This is a genomic window from Kitasatospora sp. NPDC059803 (genome assembly GCF_042732255.1).
GTDB lineage: Bacteria > Actinomycetota > Actinomycetes > Streptomycetales > Streptomycetaceae > Kitasatospora.
On the sequence record NZ_JBHWIJ010000004.1, the window covers coordinates 48,802 to 66,400 of the forward strand.

13 protein-coding genes are annotated in these 17,599 nt (G+C 74.2%); 3 read left to right on the forward strand and 10 right to left on the reverse strand.

Annotation, left to right across the window (positions count from 1 at the left end):
* From lipB to ACFV6I_RS01410, 4 genes are all read right to left on the reverse strand, one after another.
* On the reverse strand, positions 1-745 hold a 745-nt coding region (gene lipB, locus ACFV6I_RS01395; RefSeq protein WP_380423234.1), incomplete at its 3' end, for a lipoyl(octanoyl) transferase LipB.
* Positions 746-920: 175 nt separating this feature from the next.
* Complete coding sequence (locus tag ACFV6I_RS01400; RefSeq protein ID WP_380423224.1) at positions 921-2,828, reverse strand: helix-turn-helix domain-containing protein; 1,908 nt, start codon at positions 2,826-2,828, stop codon at positions 921-923.
* Positions 2,829-2,887: 59 nt separating this feature from the next.
* Positions 2,888-4,255: an MFS transporter gene (locus ACFV6I_RS01405; protein ID WP_380423225.1), complete on the reverse strand. Its 1,368-nt coding sequence runs from the start codon at positions 4,253-4,255 to the stop codon at positions 2,888-2,890.
* A gap of 185 nt (positions 4,256-4,440) precedes the next feature.
* Positions 4,441-5,202 carry a 3-hydroxybutyrate dehydrogenase gene (locus ACFV6I_RS01410; protein WP_380423226.1) on the reverse strand — a complete coding sequence of 254 codons (762 nt, stop codon included), beginning with the start codon at positions 5,200-5,202 and terminating at the stop codon, positions 4,441-4,443.
* Positions 5,203-5,512: 310 nt separating this feature from the next.
* Between ACFV6I_RS01410 and ACFV6I_RS01415 the strand changes: the two genes are divergently transcribed.
* On the forward strand, positions 5,513-7,417 hold the full coding sequence (locus tag ACFV6I_RS01415) for a regulator (protein ID WP_380423227.1): 1,905 nt from the start codon (positions 5,513-5,515) through the stop codon (positions 7,415-7,417).
* Positions 7,418-7,598: 181 nt separating this feature from the next.
* On the opposite strand, the gene ACFV6I_RS01420 is transcribed toward ACFV6I_RS01415, so the two are convergent.
* The 3 genes from ACFV6I_RS01420 to ACFV6I_RS01430 all read right to left on the reverse strand — a co-directional run bounded on the left by ACFV6I_RS01420 (position 7,599) and on the right by ACFV6I_RS01430 (position 11,696).
* The gene (locus ACFV6I_RS01420) at positions 7,599-8,822 is read right to left on the reverse strand and encodes a cation:proton antiporter (protein WP_380423228.1); all 1,224 of its coding nucleotides are present in this window, start codon (positions 8,820-8,822) and stop codon (positions 7,599-7,601) included.
* Between the two features lie 186 nt (positions 8,823-9,008).
* The gene (locus tag ACFV6I_RS01425) at positions 9,009-10,340 is read right to left on the reverse strand and encodes an NAD(P)/FAD-dependent oxidoreductase (protein WP_380423229.1); all 1,332 of its coding nucleotides are present in this window, start codon (positions 10,338-10,340) and stop codon (positions 9,009-9,011) included.
* Between the two features lie 450 nt (positions 10,341-10,790).
* Complete coding sequence (locus tag ACFV6I_RS01430; RefSeq protein WP_363372099.1) at positions 10,791-11,696, reverse strand: TIGR01777 family oxidoreductase; 906 nt, start codon at positions 11,694-11,696, stop codon at positions 10,791-10,793.
* Between the two features lie 64 nt (positions 11,697-11,760).
* Between ACFV6I_RS01430 and ACFV6I_RS01435 the strand changes: the two genes are divergently transcribed.
* Both ACFV6I_RS01435 and ACFV6I_RS01440 read left to right on the forward strand, forming a co-directional pair.
* Entirely contained in the window at positions 11,761-12,258 is a 498-nt protein-coding gene (locus ACFV6I_RS01435) for a GNAT family N-acetyltransferase (RefSeq protein ID WP_380423230.1), read from the forward strand.
* A gap of 119 nt (positions 12,259-12,377) precedes the next feature.
* Positions 12,378-13,451, forward strand: coding sequence for a DUF2510 domain-containing protein (locus ACFV6I_RS01440; protein ID WP_380423231.1), 1,074 nt, complete (start codon positions 12,378-12,380; stop codon positions 13,449-13,451).
* 71 nt (positions 13,452-13,522) lie between these two features.
* Here ACFV6I_RS01440 and ACFV6I_RS01445 read toward each other — a convergent pair whose 3' ends face one another.
* The 3 genes from ACFV6I_RS01445 to lpdA form a co-directional block, all read right to left on the reverse strand.
* Positions 13,523-14,038 carry a DUF4240 domain-containing protein gene (locus ACFV6I_RS01445; RefSeq protein WP_350885237.1) on the reverse strand — a complete coding sequence of 172 codons (516 nt, stop codon included), beginning with the start codon at positions 14,036-14,038 and terminating at the stop codon, positions 13,523-13,525.
* Positions 14,039-14,253: 215 nt separating this feature from the next.
* Positions 14,254-15,681, reverse strand: a complete 1,428-nt coding sequence (gene sucB, locus ACFV6I_RS01450; RefSeq protein WP_380423235.1) for a 2-oxoglutarate dehydrogenase, E2 component, dihydrolipoamide succinyltransferase — start codon at positions 15,679-15,681, stop codon at positions 14,254-14,256.
* 17 nt (positions 15,682-15,698) lie between these two features.
* Complete coding sequence (gene lpdA, locus ACFV6I_RS01455) at positions 15,699-17,087, reverse strand: dihydrolipoyl dehydrogenase (protein ID WP_363372086.1); 1,389 nt, start codon at positions 17,085-17,087, stop codon at positions 15,699-15,701.
* Positions 17,088-17,599 lie beyond the last annotated feature (512 nt).

Genomic DNA, 17,599 nt, shown 5'->3' on the forward strand with positions numbered 1-17,599 from the left:
CCCGCCCTCGCCCGGCGCGGGCTCTCGCCCCCCCCGGCCGAGCCGGCGCGCCTCCTCGGCCGCCACGCGCGCCCGGGCGGGGCCGGCCGCGCGCGCCGGCGTCCCGGATGCCGCACGGCACGATCCGGTCGAACCAGGTCATGTCGGGGTCGCAGTTGAGCGCGAAGCCGTGCATGGTGACCCCGCGGGCGACCCGGACGCCGATCGCGGCGAGCTTGCGGTCGTCGCCGCGCTGGCCGGCGTTGGACGGCGCGTACTCGGGGCCGGCCAGCCGCGGGTCGATGCCCAGCGGCAGGCCCATCCGCAGGGTCAGCTTGCCGATGTCCACCACCTGCGCCGGGTCCACCACGGCGTCCGGGATGGAATCGCCCAGTACCCAGACGCCGCTGCGGCCCTCGACCCGGGTGGTGCCGACGCCGAACCCGGCGCAGGCGCGGATCAGCGCCTCCTCCAGCCGGCGGACGTAGGCGACCACGTCGATCGGGTCGGGCAGCTTGACGATGGGGTAGCCGACCAGCTGGCCGGGGCCGTGCCAGGTGATCTCCCCGCCGCGGTTGACCTCGACCACCGGGGTGCCGTCGAGCGGCAGGTCGGCGGGGTTGGTGCGCTTGCCCATCGTGTAGACGGGCTGGTGCTCCAGCAGCAGCACGGTGTCGGGGATCTCGTCCGCGACCCGCAGCGCGTGCAGGCGCTGCTGCTCCTCCCAGGCCTCCTGGTAGGCGATGGCGCCCTCGCCTGTCCCCATTCGAACGAAACGCACGTTCTCGCTCACCGCTGCCGCTCCTTGCCAGGCGTTCGAGACCAACCTCGCCACTGTACGCCCACGCCCGTGCGGGCGGTTCAGCCGCCCGTACGGCCTGTACGCACGGCTGAACCGCCCGCACGGGCGGCCCGTAGGGACCGCGCCCGCAAGGACCCGTTCAGCCCCCCGCCAGCAGTTGCAGCCGCAGCGCCAGCTGGAGTTCGAGCGAGCGCTCGGGGTGGTTCCAGTCCGGGCCGAGCAGCGCCTCGACCCGGTCCAGCCGCTGGACGACGGTGTTCACGTGGACGTGCAGTTCGTCCTTGGCGCGGGTGAGGCTGCCGCCGCAGTCGAAGTAGGCGCGCAGGGTGCGGACAAGTTCGGTGCCGCGGCGGGTGTCGTAGGCGAGCAGCGGGCCGAGCGCCGAGCCGACGAAGCCGTCCACGTCGTGCCCGTCGCCGAGCAGCACCCCGAGGAAGCCCAGCGCGCGGGCCGAGGCGCCCTCCCCGGCGCGGCCGAGCACCCGCAGCGCCCGGACGCAGCGCAGGCCCTCGGCGTACGAGGCGGCCAGCGCGGGCGGGCCGGCGGCCGGGCGGCCGGCGCCCACGGTGACGGGGAACCCGGCCAGCCGGGCCAGCCGCTCGGCGGCCTGCCGTGCGGCCTCCTCCGGGTCGCCAGCCTCCGGCACCAGCAGCACCACCGCCTCGCCGTGCTCGGCGCTGACGCCCCGGGAGCCGAACAGGTACCGCCGGGCGGCGCCGGCCAGCCGGCCGCGGTCGGGGACGGGGGGTCCGGCGGGTTCGGCCGGTTCGGCGACCAGGACCAGGTGCGGGCGGGCGAGGTCGACGCCGAGCCGGCGGCCGCGCGCGGTGAGCCCGGCCGGATCGCGGTCGGGGGCGGTGAGCAGGTCGGTGAGCAGTTCGCCGCGGACCCTGTTCTCGGTCTCGGCCACCGAGCGGCGCAGCAGCAGGAGCAGCGCGGTCACCACGCTGGCCCGCTCGAACAGCCGCCGGTCGGCGTCGTCGAGGCCGGGGCGTCCGCGCAGCACCAGGGTGCCGAGCGCGTCGTGCCCGGCCAGCACCGCGCATACCCACAGCTCGCCGTGCCGGACGGACCGCCCCTCGGCCCGGGACGCGGCGACCGCCTCCGCCAGTTCGCCGGCGGGTGCGGACCGCCCGGCCAGCGGCTCGCCCTCGGCGTCGAGGACGGCTATCTCGCCGCCCAGCAGGGTCGCGACGGCGGCGGCGACGTCCGGCACCTCGGCGCCGCGCAGCACCAGGTCGGTGAGCCGGTCGTGCGCCTGCTCGGCGCGCTGGACGGCGGCCGAGTGGGCGCGGACCAGTTCGTTGGCGCTGTTGAGTTCGGCGAGCGCGGCCCGGGTGTCGGCCAGCGACTTGGCGGTGTCCAGGGCGATCGCGGCGTGCGCGGCCAGCGTGCACAGCAGCGCCACCTCGTCGGGGGAGAAGGCGCGGGGCGAGCGGTCGGCGGCGAACAGCACCCCGATGACCTCGCCGCCGAGCAGCAGCGGCACGCCGATGATCGCCACCAGGCCCTCGTCGAGCACGCCCGCGTCGATCGTGCCGGTGTGGTGGAACCGTTCGTCGGTGCGGTAGTCGGGGGTGGCGTACGGGCGGGCGGTCTGCGCGACCAGGCCGCCCAGGCCGTGTCCGAGGCTGAGCCGCAGGGTCTGGAACAGGACGGAGACCGAGCCGTCGGTGACCCGCATGTAGGTGTCGCCCGCGGCCTCGTCCGGCAGGGTCAGGTACGCGGTGTCGGTGCCGAGCAGCATCCGGGCGCGGCGGACGATCGCCTGGAGCACGGTGTCCAGCTCCCGGGAGGCGGCGAGGTCCCCGGCGGTGTCGAACAGGGCGGTCAACTCCGTCTCCCGGCGCCGGTGTTGACGCAGCGTGCGGTGCACCCGCAGGGCCTGCCAGGTGGCGTCGTCGATATCGGCGAGGACGGCGGCCGGCGCCCCGCGGCGGCGGGCGTCGGCCAGCACGTCGGCGAAGTCCTCGGTGGCGGCGCCGGAGGCGAGCAGGTCGAGCAGCCGCCGCAGCGCGGGCGCGGCGCTTTCGTGAGGGTGGTTCATGGTGCGTGCCGCCAATCGGCGTCGGGTCCGGCGGAAGCGCGATCGTAGCGGCTCGGCCGTCAGGCGGTGGCGGGCTTGGCCGCCACGGCGGCGCCGTCCGCCTCCACCGCCGCCTCGACGTCCGCCAGGTCGCTGCCCCTGGTCTCCCGCCCGCACAGCACCGCCAGCACGGTGATCGCCGCCGCGATCGCCACGTACACCGAGATCGGGGTGGCGTTGCCGTAGTCCTTGAGCAGTGCGGTCGCGATCAGCGGCGCGGGCGCGCCGGCGGCCACCGAGGCGAACTGGGCCCCGATCGAGGCGCCCGAGTAGCGCATCCGGGTGGCGAACAGCTCGGAGAAGAACGCCGCCTGCGGTGCGTACATCGCGCTGTGGAAGACCAGTCCGACCGTCACCGCGACCACCAGCTGTCCGAACGACCTGGTGTCCACCAGCCCGAAGAAGACGAACGCCCAGATGCCCACCCCGACCGCGCCCACCAGGTACACCGGTTTGCGTCCGACCCGGTCGGACAGTGCTCCGAACAGCGGGATCAGCGCGAACTGGATCGCCGAGCCGATCAGTACGGCGTTCAGCGCGGTCTGCTTGGAGAAGTGCGCGTGGGTGACGGCGTACGTCAGCACAAACGTGGTCATCACGTAGTACGAGATGTTCTCCGCCATCCGTGCGCCCATCGCCACCAGCACCTCCCGCCAGTGGTTGCGCAACACCGCCACCAGCGGCGGCTGTTCGACGGTCTTCCGCTGCTGCTGGGCCGCCAGCGCCTGCTTGAACAGCGGCGACTCGTCCACCGCGAGCCGGATCCACAGCCCGACCCCGACCAGCACCGCCGACAGCAGGAACGGCACCCGCCACCCCCACGACAGGAACGCGTCCTCCGACAGCACCGCCGTCAGCAGCGACAGCACCCCCGCCGCCAGCAGGTTCCCGGCCGGCGCCCCGCCCTGCGGCCACGACGCCCAGAACCCGCGCCGCCGCTGGTCCCCGTGCTCCGACACCAGCAGCACCGCCCCGCCCCACTCCCCGCCGAGCGCGAAGCCCTGCACCAGGCGCAGCACCGTCAACAGCACCGGCGCCGCCGCCCCGATGGAGCTGTAGGTGGGCAGCACCCCGATCAGCGTGGTCGACCCGCCCATCAGCAGCAGGCTGACGACGAGCAGCTTCTTCCGCCCGACCCGGTCCCCGAAGTGCCCGAACACCAGCGCCCCGACCGGCCGCGCGGCGAACCCGATCGCGTAGGTGAGGAAGGACAGCAGCGTCCCCGTCAGCGGATCGGTGTTCGGGAAGAACAGCTTGTTGAACACCAGCGCGGCCGCTGTTCCGTACAAGAAGTAGTCGTACCACTCGATGGTGGTCCCGATGAGACTGGCGGCCACGACCCGAGGGAGTGAGCGGGTGGCTGCCGTGGCTGGTGCGGAGGCGTTCATGGTCACCACTTCCGGGCCGGGGGGAGGACGTCGCCCCGAGAGGCGTCGCCCCGAGGAATGTCGTCACAAGGGGCGCCGCCCCAAGGGACGTCGCCACAAGGTAGGGAGGCGCGTTCCCCGGGACTATGTGGGCCGCCCACATAGTCCTGGGGGTCGGCCTGGGGAGGGCGGCCAGGTGCCGCCGCTCAGTGCGCCGTCCAGCCGCCGTCGACGGGGAGGCTGGCGCCGGTGATGTAGGAAGCGGGCGGGGAGCAGAGCCAGAGGGCGAGTTGGGCGATCTCCTCGGGTTCGATGAGACGCTTGACGGCCGTGCGTTCGAGCATGATCTGCTCGACGACCTCGTCCTCGCGGATGCCGTGGGCGAGCGCCTGGCTCGCGATCTGCTTCTCCACCAGGGCAGTTCGGACGTAGCCCGGGTTGATGCAGTTGCTGGTGACGCCGTAGGGGGCACCCTCCAGGGCGACGGTCTTGCTGAGGCCCTCCAGCGCGTGCTTGGCGGTGACGTAGGCGGACTTGAAGGCGCTGGCCCGCAGGCCGTGGACGGAGGAGATGTTGACCACCCGGCCCCACTCCCGCTCGTACATGTGCGGGAGAGTGCGGCGCAGGATGCGGAACGGCGCCTCGACCATGACGCGTTGGATGAGGGTGAAGCGGTCTGGCGGGAACTCGTGGACGGGCGCGATGTGTTGGAGGCCGGCGTTGTTGACCACGATGTCGGCGTCGGCCGGCAGGGCCTCCACGGCCTCGGGGTCGGCGAGGTCCGCGACGACGGCGCGGCCGCCGATCCGCTCGGCGAGCTCCCGGGCCGGACCGGCCGCGAGATCGACGACGTAGACCCGGGCGCCGGCCCCGGCGAAGGCCTCGGCACAGGCCCGGCCGATGCCCGAGGCGGCCCCGGTGACCAGGGCCGTCCGGCCGTCGAGCGGGCGGGCTGTAGTGGTGTCCATGGCCGAGAACGCTAGGAAACCCGGGGGCCCGGCTCCCATGTGGTGGTCCACCACAGCATCCCGGTGGGCTGTGGTGTTCACCGCCACGATGGTCGATCGACGGTTCGACCGCGAAAGGCCAAACCCGCGCCGCCCGCGCTTCCCCACAATGGGCGCGATTGCTTCACCCGTTCGGAGGATTGCTCGGTCAGATCCACCCATAGCGCCCGAATGCTCGCTACATTCACGCCGATTCCCGACAGGGGGCGCCGCCCCAGGCAGCCGAAGTGCTGGTAGAGCCCGGTGCGACGTCCGAGAGGTGTTGACTGACATGCCCCAACGGCCTGCAACCGACAGCCCGGCGTACGGACCGCTCGACCCGCTCGGCCACCACCGAGGCCCGGTCGGCCGGACCCTGCCGGACGCCCCCGACGCCCTGACCGCCGACGCCCCGACCGCCGACGAACTGCGGCTGCCCGCGCAGGCCACAACCGACCGGCACGAACCCGCCGTCCCCGCGCCCGGGCCGGTCGGCGGCCACTCCGGGCACTCCGGCCCGTCCCCGCAGAACGGCCAACTCGCCGCGCTCATCGAGGAAGCCGGCTTCTCGCACGCGGGCCTGGCCCGCCGGGTCGACCAGCTCGGCCTGGAACACGGCCTCGACCTGCGCTACGACAAGACCTCGGTCACCCGCTGGCTGCGCGGCCAGCAACCCCGCGGCGCCACCCCCGCGCTGATCGCCGAGGTCTTCACCCGCCGCCTCGGCCGCCGCCTCACCGCCCAGGACCTCGGCCTGGACGCCTGCGCCCCGGTGTACGCGGGCCTGGAGTTCGCCGAGACCCCGCAGGAGGCGGTGGACATCGTGGCGAGCATGTGGCGCAAGGACAACGGCCCGCAGTCCGAACTGCGCCGGATCGCCTTCACCCCGGCGGGCCTGGTCGTCCCCAGCCGGGACTGGCTGATCGGCCGCACCGACGAGCGCGTCGCCCGGGACGGCTCGACGATGGTCCGCCCCGACGCCGCCACCGGTCCGTCCGCCGGTCCGTCCGCCGCCGCTGCCGGTACCGCCGGCACCGCAGCATCCGCCGTGACGGCGGCATCCGGAGCACCCGCCGCACCCGCCCAGAGCGTGCCCCCCGCGCCCGGCGCTCCCCCTCCGAGCCCGGCGCGCGGCCAGGCCCACCACGGGGCCCCCGGCATGCGCCCCGTGCCGGGCGCGGCCGGCCCCGCCGGGCCCACCATCGGCCGGGTGCCCACCCAGAGCCGGCGCCCGCCGACCGCCGTCGAGCCGCCGTACACCGAACCGGCCCGCGAGTCGCGCCCCGCCCTGCGGGTCGGCCGCGGCGACATCGCCGCCATCCGCGCCGTCGGCGACCTCTTCCGGGCGCTCGATCACGCCTACGGCGGCGGGCACGCCCGGCAGGCGCTGGTCCGCTACCTGGAGAGCGAGGCCGAGCCGATGCTGCGCGGCCGCTACGGCGAGCAGATCGGCCGGGCGCTGTTCGGCGCCGTCGCCGACCTGACCAGGCTGGCAGGCTGGACGTCCTTCGACATCGCCGCGCACGGCCTCGCCCAGCGCTACTTCGTCCAGGCGCTGCGCCTGTCCCAGGCCGCCGGGGACCGCGCGCTCGGCGGGTACGTCCTGGTGACGATGAGCCAGCAGGCCGTCCACCTGGGCCACGGCCGGGAGGCCGTCCAACTGGCCCGGGTCGCCCAGCAGGGCGTGGGCACCGCCGTGCCGCCGGTGGTCCAATCGCTGATGCACACCGCCGAGGCGCGCGGGCACGGCCTGCTGGGCGACGTCCGGGCCTGCACCACCGCCCTGGTGCGCTCCGAGCGGGCACTGGCCGCTGCCCGGGTCGGCGACGAACTGCCCTCCTGGGCGCGGTACTTCGACGAGGCCCAGCTCTCCGACGAGTTCGCTCACTGCTACCGCGACCTCCAGCAGTGGCGCACCTCCGCGCAGCACGCCGAGAAGTCGCTGCGGCTGCGCTCACCCGCCTACGCGCGCAGCCGGATCTTCTGCCGGCTGGTGCTGGCCACCGCCCGGCTCGGCATGGGGGACCTCGACGAGGCCTGCACCATGGCCACCGACGCGCTGCGGGCGGCGGGGGAGATGCGCTCGGCCCGCTCGCTGGAGTACGTCCGGGACTTCCACCGCCGCCTCACCCCCTACCGGGGCAGTCCGGTGGCCCGTGCCTTCGAGGAGACGGCCCGCCAGGCCGGCGTGATCTGAGGACCTGTCGCAGAGGGGCCGGTCGGGCGAGCTCCGGCGGCCCTGGAAACCCGTCCGGCCCGGGTCCGCCCCGGGCCGAAGGGCCCATCCGCCCGGCGACGGCTCCGGGCGCCCCGGTGACGGGCTGGAGCATCCCGGCGACGGCTCCGAGCACCTCGGCGACGGGCGGGAGCGAAGCGGGTCACCAGCTCTCGGCCCGGACGCGCGGCTGCCCGGCCTCCGGCGAGGGCGGCCGGACGCCGCCGCGCACCCGCTGCGCCACCAGCGGGAACACCAGCACCGAGAGCATGCCGGCGCCGACCAGCGCGGCCGCTGTCGAGGACGGCAGGTGGCCGTCGTCCACCTCGATGGTGGTGATCACCACGACCAGCGGCAGCGCCGTCGCGCCGTAGAGCCCGAGCGCCGTGCGGTCCCGCCGGCCGAGTCCGGCCGGGGCGAGCAGCCCGGCGGGCAGTCCGCGCACGGCCACGAGCAGCAGCAGGAACACCGGGACGAGCAGTATCGTGCCGGGGTCGTCCAGCAGGGCGGACAGGTCGAAGTTCATCCCGCTGACCACGAAGAACACCGGCACCAGGAAACCGAAGCCGATGCTCTCCAGCTTGGCCTCGATCACCTCCTCCTCGGCCCGGCGGATGTCGGAGAGCAGCAACCGGGAGACGATCCCGGCGGTGAAGGCGCCGAGCAGCATGTCCAGGTCGAGCCAGATCGCGGCGGCCACCATGACGGCGAGCACCAGGATCACCGCCCGGACGGCGAACTGCCCGGAGGTGCGCAGGGTGCGCTCGATGAGCCGGGTGGCCCAGGCGGGCCGGGGGCGGCGTGCGCCGAGGACCGCGACGGCGGTGATCACCGCGAAGGCGCCGAGGATGACGGCCGTCCGGACCGGGGAGTTGCCGCTGAGCAGGATGGCGATCGCGATGATCGGCCCGAACTCGCCGACCGCCCCGGTGGCCATCACCAACGAGCCGAAGGGGGTGGGCAGTTCGCCGGAGTCGCGGAGGATCGGCAGGATGGTCCCGAGGGCGGTGGTGGTGAGCGCGAGCCCGGCGAAGGCGCCGTTCAGCGGGTCCCGGTTGACCAGCGCGCCCACGCCGAGCGCCACCACGAGCGAGACCAGCCACGCGGTGCCCGCCCGTTTCAGTGGGCCGCCGCGCAGCTTGGCGAAGTCGATCTCGTACCCGGCCAGGAACATCAGCATGGCCAGGCCGAATTGGGAGAGCGCGTTGACCAGGTCGTCGACGCGCGCCCAGTTCAGGACGTCGGGGCCGATCAGGACGCCGAGCAGGATCTCGAACACGACGGTCGGGACGGCGATCCACCGCAGCAGGCGGTCGGCGAGCAGCGGCGCGGCGACGGCCGCGGCGGGGATCAGGATCAGGGCCACCGGCTGGACGGCGGCGCTCACCGCGCAACCGGCCGGACGGTGTAAATCATCCGATGAGCGGTCATGTCGGCATCCTGGCATGCCGCCGGTCCGTCACCCACCGGCGGGCCGTCAGCGTGTCCCGGGAGCCAGACCGAAAGCCCGCCGGGCCGGGAGCCGGGCCGGGGGGACCCAGGCCGGGAGCCCGTCAGGCCGACCCCGACGGGCTCAGGCCGCCGCCTCGGCCTCCCGGGCGTTGGCCGGGACGCCGAGGTCGCGCAGCACCGCCTGCGCGGCCCGCCGCCCGGAGACCAGCGCGCCCTGCACGGTGCTGGTGTCCCGGTGGTCCCCGGCGACGTACAGCCCGGCCAGCACCCGCACCGGGCGCCTGGGGTTGTGCGGCGGCGGCATCGCGGGCAGCGCGTCCGGGACGTGCCGCACGTTCAGGAACTGCCAGCCGGTGGTCGAGGCGCCGTAGAGCTCGGCGAGCCGGGCCCGGACCGCCGGTTCCAGTCCGGCCGGGCCGCCCGCGTCGAAGGAGCGCCGCCCGAGCACGGTGGTGGCGATCAGCGCCTGTCCGGCGGGGGCGTAGGAGGGGTGCAGTTCGCTGAGCACCAGCGAGTGCGAGACCAGCGGCGGCTGCCCGCCGGGCCGGTCGCCGTCGAGCAGCAGGACGGCCTCGCCCAGCGGGGTGCGGTCGGCCGCGTGGTAGAAGGTCGTGACGGGGTGGAAGTCCGGCAGCCGTAGCCCGGGCAGCAGTTCGGCGGCGGAGCGGGCGTCGGTGGCGAGGACGACGGCCTGGGCGCCGATCCGCCCGTGGGCGGCGGTCTCCACGCCGTCGGCGGTGATCGAGGTGACCTGCACCCCGGTGCGTACGGTGCCGGCGGGCAGGGTGGTGGCCAGCTGGGCCGGCACGGCCGCGATCCCGCCGGCGGGCAGACAGAGCCGTCCGCGCGCGTAGGAGCGCAGGACCAGGTCGGCGATCCGGCTGCTGGTGCCGAGGGCGGGGTCACTGAGCAGCGCGCTGAGCAGTGGCCGCAGGAAGCCGTCGAGGGTGCGCGGGGCGAGCCCGTGGCCGGCCAGCGCGCGGGCGGTGGTGGTCTCCGGGCGGGCCTTGAGCCGGCTGGCGGGGGTGGTGGCGAGCCGGCCGAGCCAGCTGCCGAGCCGGGCCTTGTCCAGCGGGCTGCCGAGTGGGGCGCGGGCGGCGGCCTGCCGGGCGGTGGTGAGCTGCGGGTCCCCGGTGCGGTAGCGGCGGCCGCCGCTGTGCACGAGGACTCCGGCGGCGAGCGGGCGCAGGTCGAGGCGGTCGAGGTCGAGGACGCGGCGGAGTTCGGGGAAGGCGGTGTTCAGCAGGTGGCTGCCGTCGTCGAGCCGGAATCCGTCCAGTTCGCGGGTGGCCATCCGGCCGCCGATCCGGTCCGTGGCCTCAAGGATCTGCACGGTGAGGCCGCGGCCGGTGAGCGTGCGTGCGGCGGCCAGGCCGGCGAGTCCGGCGCCGATGACGATGACGTCAGGGTCGGACGGGCGGCGGGCGCGGCGGGTGAAGTCGTATGTGGGCACTGGCGTGCTCCCTCCCTGGTCCCGGGGCTCCGGCCGACGCAGGCAGCGGGGTGCCGGGACACGGTCCGACGGTGTGATGCCCAGTCAGTGTGAGCATCAGACAAGCGCATCGGGCCCGATCCAAGGGTCGAGAGGGGGCGTGCGGCACCGGGCGGGAGCGCGGTCACGGACAGTGCGCCGTTGGGGCCGGGTTCCGGGGTTGGCGGGCGCGCACGGTCACCGGGGGCGTGCGACGCGCCCGGTGTGTGCTCCCATGCGCCCCCTCCCGGAGCCCCGTCCGACCCCCACCCGATCTCCGCCCGGCATATGCCCCTGGCCAGCGCGAATGCCGTAGCCGCCGTACGCAGCGGGACGTACCGGAGCCCCGCCGTGCAGCCCGTGCCGGAAACCCGCGGCGGACGGCAGGGTTCCGCGCCACCGGCCGCCCCCACCCGCCACGCGCAGCGCCACTTACAGCGCCGCGCGCACCGCCGCGTCCACGTCCGGGTGCGCGAAGCGGAAGCCCGCGTCCAGCAGCCGCCGCGGCACCACCCGGTGGCTGCCGACCACCTCGACCGCCAGCTCGCCGAGCACCACCTTGAGCACCGCCTCCGGCACCGGGAACGGGGTCGGCCGCCGGAGCACCCGCCCGAGCGCCGCCGTCAGCTCGGCGTTGGTGACGGGATCGGGCGCGGTGAGGTTGACGGCGCCGGAGAGGTCGTCCCGGTCGATCAGGAACCGCAGCGCGGCGACCTGGTCGGCCAGCGAGATGAAGCTCCAGTACTGCCGCCCGTCGCCGAGCCGCCCGCCCAGCCCCAGCTTGAACAGCGGGAACAGCCGCGCGCCGGCCCCGCCGGCCGCGGACAGCACCATCCCGGTGCGCGGGTGGACGACCCGGATGCCGGCCAGCTCGGCCGGCCGCGCGGCCGCCTCCCACTCCACGCAGACCTCGGCCAGGAAGTCGTCGCCGGCGGGGGAGTCCTCGTCGATCACCCGGTCGCCGGTCTGCCCGTACCAGCCGACGGCGGAGGCGCTGACCAGCACCCGGGGCGGCTCCTTGAGCGCGGCCAGTGCGACGGCCAGCGTCTCGGTGCCGAGTGCCCGGCTCTCCCGGATCTCCCGCTTGTAGGCGTCCGTCCAGCGGTGGTCGCCGACCCCGGCGCCGGCCAGGTGCACGACCGCCTCGACCCCGGCCAGCCCGTCCTGCTCGACCTGGCCGAGCAGCGGGTTCCAGCCGATGGCCGTGCTGCCGTCGGGCTGCGGGCCCGTCCTGGAGCGGCGCCGGACCAGCCGGACCACCTCGTGGCCGTCCGCCAGCAGGGAGCGGACGAGAGCCGAGCCGATCAATCCCGTGGAGCCTGTGACAGCGATGCGCATGCGTCCATCCTCCCAGTTCCCAAAGCCCTGTCATGTCGGCATGCGCCTCACTAGCATGACGCGCATGCACGAGGACGATCTGATCATCCGCTCAGCTCAGCCCGAGGACGAGGTCGAACTCGCCGTTCTCAACCGTGCCGCCTGGTCCCCGCTGGCCGACGTCTCCCCGCAGCCGCCCGAGGGGGACGGCGTCTTCGACGAACGGCACGCCCCGGAGCAGTACCTGCTCGCCCTCCTGGACGGCCGGGTGGTCGGCTACGTCCGCCAGGTCCCGCCGACCCCGCTGGCCAGCAACCGGCACGTCCGGCAGATCCAGGGCCTGGTCGTCGACGGCACGGCCCGCGGCCGGGGTGTCGGCCGGCGCCTGGTCGAGGCGGCGTGCGAGGCCGCCCGGGCCGCGGGCGCGCGCAGGATGACCCTGCGGGTGCTCGGCTGGAACGCCCCGGCCCGCCGCCTCTACGAGGGCTGCGGCTTCGTCGTCGAGGGCTTGCTCGCGGAGGAGTTCCTGATCGACGGGTCGTACGTGGACGACGTCCTGATGGCCCGCAGCCTGGCGCACTGACAAGCCCGACCGGCCTTTCCGCCCACCGAAACTGACGGCACGTCAGGCCTGGCGGGCGGTGCAGAGTCGTGACCGATCCGCTCTGTCTGGACCAGCACCCCGCCGGGTACCGTACGGCCGTGAGCAACTCGACGCCCCCCGGGTGGTACCCGGTCCCCGGTGCGGACGGCACCCCCGGTCACGAGCGCTGGTGGGACGGCAACGCCTGGACCAGCGAGGTGCGCCCGCTCCAGGGCGGCGCCGGCCAACTCGCCGACGCCCCCACCCAGGGCTGGCAGCCCCCCGGCCGGCAGCCCGGGTACGGCTACGGCGGCCCGCAGGACGCCCCCGGCCACGGCTACCCGGGCAGCGCCCCCGCCCCGGGCTACGGCTACCCGGGCCAGGACGGCTACTACCCGGCCCAGGACGGCTACCCCGCCCAGGGTGCGGGCTACGGCTACCCGGCGCCGGGCTACCCGCCGCAGCAGCCGGCGCCCGGCCGGATGAGGCCCGGCCTGGTCGTCGGCATCGCGGTCGCCGTCCTGGCCGTGGGCGGGATCGTCGCCGGGGTCGTGCTCAGCGGCGGCGGCTCCCCGCAGGCCGACCCGACCCCGAACCCGACGGTCACCATCACCCGGGGCGCCGGCCCCGCCCCGAGCCCCACGGCGGGCACGCCCGCCCCGACGCCCGCGCCCAAACCGGCGCCGACCGTCAGGAGCACCGTCCCGGACACCCAGCACGCGATCACCGTCCCGGTGCTCGACGGCTGGGACGTGGCGCCCAACTCCCCGCACTCCACGGTCTACCTGGGCACCGGCCGCTACACCTGCCCGGACGGCAACTCCTGCATCCGCGGCCAGTTCTCGGTCGAGACCGACACCGTCCAGGGCGTCACCGCCAAGACGGCCGCCGAGGCCACCATGCCGGCGTACGCCGGCCAGATCTTCACCGGGATCAGCTCGCACACCGACTCCGGCTCCGGCTACACGACCGTCGCGGGCGTGTCCGGCTACGCCGTGCGCTGGCACATCCGCACCGCGGACGGCACCCAGGGCTACGTCCTGCTGGCCGCCGTCCCGGCCAAGGGCGGCGGCTTCGTGGTGTTCGAGGGCGGGGTGGACGACACCCCGAGCGCGCCGGACGCGTCCGTGCTGGACCAGATCCTCAAGGGCGTCAAGCAGGACGGCACGTCCGGCGGCGGCAGCACCGCCTGACGCGTCCGGCGCCGCTCACGCCGTGGGCGTGTCTGACGCGCCGTTCGGCCGGACAGAACCTGTGGCCTGCCCTAATCCCCGTAGCGCTCCCAGAGCTTGGGAAACCGTTTCGCCATGACGTCCGGGTCGTCGAAGTCCAGCGCGGCCCCGGCCGGTCGGCCGGACTGTCGCCCGCCCACCTCGGGCAGCGGCAGCCCGGTCAGCTGCTCGTACGCCTCGTCGGCGGCGTAGCCGAGGTCCTCGGCCTCGCCGTCCTCCTCCTCGTCGAACTCGGGCAGCAGGTCCGCCAGGTCGTCCGGCTCGAACAGAGCGCCCTCGAAGACGTCCCGGCCCTGGCCGATCAGCCAGCAGCGGAAGTAGTCGAAGGTGTCGTCGGAGGCGCCGTCAAGCAGCAGGTAGGCGGCGCCCCAGAGGTCGTGGCGGTAGGCCCGCTGGAACCGGGCCTCGAACAGCCGGGCGAAGTCGATGACGTCGTCCGGGGTCAGCTGGACCAGCCGTTCCACCAGCCGGTCGGCCTGCTCGTCCGGATCGCCGTCGGCGTCCTCCCGGGTCTCGTCGATCATCTGCCAGAAGTCGGTCTCGTCCATCACCGCTCCAGCATCCCCGTTCGCCAGCCCCCGCGCATGCCATGGCCCGGCGAAACGCTGGTGATGTTCGACGCAGCCGGGCGCGGGTCGGAGACGACCAGGCGCGGCCAGGAGCAGGCGGACGGCAGGCGGACCCCGGCAACGGCGGAGCCCCGCGCCGTCCAGGGACGACGCGGGGCTCCGTGCAGCCGAAACCGCGGACCTGCAGTGGTGCCTTACAGGCCGAGCTCGACCTCGAACTCGCCGGCCTCCAGGATCTCCTTGACCGCGACCAGGTAGCGGGCGGCGTCGGCGCCGTCCACCAGGCGGTGGTCGTAGGAGAGCGACAGGTAGGTCATGTCGCGGATGCCGATGGCGGTGCCGCCGTCGGCCTCGATGACCACCGGGCGCTTGACGGTGGCGCCGATGCCCAGGATGGCGACCTGGTTCGGCGGCACGATCACGGTGTCGAACAGCGCACCGCGCGAGCCGGTGTTGCTGATGGTGAAGGTGGCGCCGGACAGCTCGTCCGGGGTGATCTTGCTGTCGCGGACCTTGGTGGCCAGCTCGGCGGTCTTCTTCGAGATACCGGCGATGTTGAGGTCGCCCGCACCCTTGATGACCGGGGTCATCAGACCCTTCTCGGAGTCCACCGCGATACCGATGTTCTCGGTGTCGAAGTAGGTGATGGTGCCCTCGGCCTCGTTGATCCGGGCGTTGACGACCGCGTGGGTCTTCAGCGCCTGGGCGGCGGCCTTGACGAAGAACGGCATCGGGGACAGCTTGACGCCCTCGCGGGCGAGGAAGCCCTCCTTGGCCTTGCCGCGCAGCGACATGATCTTGGTGACGTCCACCTCGACCACGCTGGTCAGCTGGGCCTGCTCGTGCAGGGCCTTCAGCATGTTGTCGCCGATGACCTTGCGCATGCGGGTCATCTTGACCGTCTGGCCGCGCAGGGCGGACGGCGCGGCGGCGGCCTTCGGCGCAGCGGCCGGAGCGGCGGCGGCGACCGGGGCCGGGGCGGCCTTGGCGGCCTCCGCGGCGGCGACGACGTCCTGCTTGCGGATGCGGCCGCCGACGCCGGTACCGGCGACGGAGGACAGCTCGACACCGTGCTCGGCGGCGAGCTTGCGCACCAGCGGGGTGACGTAGGCGTCACCGGCGTCGGCCACCGGGGCAGCCGGCGCGGCCGGGGCGACGGGAGCCGGGGCGGCGACCGGAGCGGGCGCGGCCGGGGCCACCGGGGCCGGGGCGGCGGCGACCGGAGCCGGGGCAACCGGAGCCGGAGCGACCGGGGCGGCCGGAGCGACGGGGGCCGGGGCAACCGGGGCCGGAGCGGCGACCGGAGCCGGAGCGGCCACCGGGGCCGGAGCGGCGGCGACGGCACCCGCGGCACCGATCAGCGCGAGCTGGGCGCCGACCTCGGCGGTCTCGTCCTCGCCGACCAGGATCTTCACCACGACACCGGCGATCGGCGACGGGATCTCGGTGTCGACCTTGTCGGTCGACACCTCGAGCAGCGGCTCGTCGACCTCGACACGCTCACCCTCGGCCTTCAGCCAACGGGTGACGGTGCCCTCGGAAACGCTCTCGCCCAGCGCGGGCAGTGTTACTGAGACCGCCATGGTTTCAGCGACTCCTATCAAGTCTTGCGTACTGGAAATGGGGGGTGGTGGCGTGATCAGTCGTGCGCGTGCAGCGGCTTGCCGGCCAGCGCCAGGTGCGCCTCGCCCAGGGCCTCGGACTGGGTCGGGTGCGCGTGGATGAGCTGCGCGACCTCGGCCGGCAGGGCCTCCCAGTTGTAGATCAGCTGAGCTTCGCCGACCTGCTCGCCCATGCGGGCGCCGACCATGTGGACGCCGACCACGGCGCCGTCCTTGACCTGGACGAGCTTGATCTCGCCGGCGGTCTTCAGGATCTTGCTCTTGCCGTTGCCGGCCAGGTTGTACTTGAGGGTGACGACCTTCTCCTTGCCGTACAGCTCGACGGCCTTGGCCTCGGAGATGCCGACGGAGGCCACCTCGGGGTTGGAGTAGGTCACGCGCGGGACGCCGTCGTAGTCGATCGGCACCGGCTTGAGGCCGGCCAGGCGCTCGGCGACCAGGATGCCCTCGGCGAAGCCGACGTGGGCCAGCTGCAGGGTCGGGGCGAGGTCGCCGACGGCCGAGATGGTGGGCACGTTGGTGCGCATGTACTCGTCGACCAGGACGTAGCCGCGGTCCATCGCGACGCCGTTCTCCTCGTAGCCGAGGCCGGACGAGACCGGGCCGCGGCCGATGGCGACGAGCAGCAGGTCGGCGTCGATCTGCTTGCCGTTCTCGGTGGAGACGCGGACACCGGCCTCGGTGTACTCGACGCCCGAGAAGCGGGCCTTCAGCTCGAACTTGATGCCGCGCTTGCGGAACGCGCGCTCCAGCAGCTTGGAGGAGTTCTCGTCCTCCAGCGGGACGAGGTGCGGCAGCGCCTCGACGATGGTGACCTCGACGCCGAAGGACTTCCAGACGGAGGCGAACTCGACGCCGATCACGCCGCCGCCGAGGATGACGGCCGACTTCGGGATGCGGTCGAGCTTGAGCGCGTGGTCCGAGGAGATCACGCGGTTGCCGTCGATCTCCAGGCCCGGGATCGAGCGCGGCACGGAGCCGGTGGCCAGGACGATGTGGCGGCCCTCGATGCGCTGGCCGTTGACGTCCACCGAGGTCTGCGAGGAGAGCTTGCCCGCGCCCTGGATGAAGGTGACCTTGCGGGAGGCGACCAGGCCCTGGAGGCCCTTGTACAGGCCGGCGACGACGTCGTCCTTGTACTTGTGGACGCCGTTGATGTCGATGCCCTGGAAGGTGGCCAGAACGCCGAACTCGGCGGCCTCCTTCGTCTCGTCCGCGATCTCGGCGGCGTGCAGCAGAGCCTTGGTCGGGATGCAGCCGCGGTGCAGGCAGGTGCCACCCAGCTCCCCCTTCTCGACCAGGGCGACGCTCAGGCCCAGCTGAGCGGCGCGGAGCGCCGCGGCGTAACCGCCGCTTCCGCCTCCGAGAATGACTACGTCGAAAACGGTGCTGGCGTCGTTCGCCACGTCACGTCCTCCATGCAATGGGGTGGGTCGCCGGGCCGGTCGCGGTCCGGTGGGTCGGAAGCCTTTGTGAGGCGCCCAGTCGTGCCGGAAATACATCTTCGCACTTGTTCGCGGTGGCTGATGTCCGGGTCCACCCCAGGGGTGTCCCACAGAGCGGTCACCGGGGCGGGAATACCCCCGACGGAAGGGCATCATTGCAGCTCAACGCGGGGTTGACAGCCGCCGGACGGGCGTCGGGGCGGCCCTGCGGCGCCGCGTCTTCCGCAGGGTGGAACAAAGTTTCGCCCGCAGCGAACAGAGGTGCGGGGCGAGGTCCCGGCCTACTCGCAGGTAACCGGCGCCGGAACGTGACGGACCCGCGACGGGCCGACAGCGGACCCACGGCGGACCCACGGCTGACCCGCGCGCGAACGCCGTGGGGGGGGCGCGGGCCGCGGCGCGGGCCCCCGGGGGCTACGGCCGCACCGCGGACGTCCCGCGCCGGCTCGCCCGGGCGACGGCCGCGCTCACCC